Origin of the sequence: Streptomyces sp. DH12 (assembly GCF_020873895.1) — a bacterium.
In the GTDB taxonomy this organism is placed as follows: domain Bacteria; phylum Actinomycetota; class Actinomycetes; order Streptomycetales; family Streptomycetaceae; genus Streptomyces.
On the sequence record NZ_JAHWGT010001085.1, the window covers coordinates 1 to 451 of the forward strand.

Genomic DNA, 451 nt, shown 5'->3' on the forward strand with positions numbered 1-451 from the left:
GGTTCGTGCTGCTCGGCTTCGGCCTGGAGACCACCCTGTTCGGCGCGTACGAGTCGATGCTCAGCGAGGCCCCGCAGGACCAGGCCGGCGGGGCGGCGGCCGTCGGCGAGACGTCCTACCAGCTCGGCGCCGGCATCGGCATCGCGCTGCTCGGCAGCGTGATGAACGCGGCCTACGCGCCCGGCCTCTCCCAGGTCCCCGGGGTGCCCGACCGGGCGTCCGCCGCGGCGGCGCACTCGCTCGGCGAGGCCTACGAGGTGGCGGCGCGGCTCGGCGGCCCCGCGGGGGAGGCGCTGCGGCTCGCCGCACGCCACTCCTTCGTCCACGGCCTGCACGTCACGCTCCTGGTCAGCGCGGGCCTGCTCCTGGCCGGCGCGGCGATGGCCCTGCGCCTGCCCCGCCTCATGCACTGCGACCCGGAGGAGGAGGCTCCCACCGGGGACGTCTCCTC

Annotated in this window: 1 pseudogene; it reads left to right on the top strand. The window is 76.9% G+C overall.

The window, feature by feature from the left end:
• Nucleotides 1–451 (top strand): annotated as a pseudogene (locus LPA54_RS38640) (MFS transporter); the annotation flags it as partial.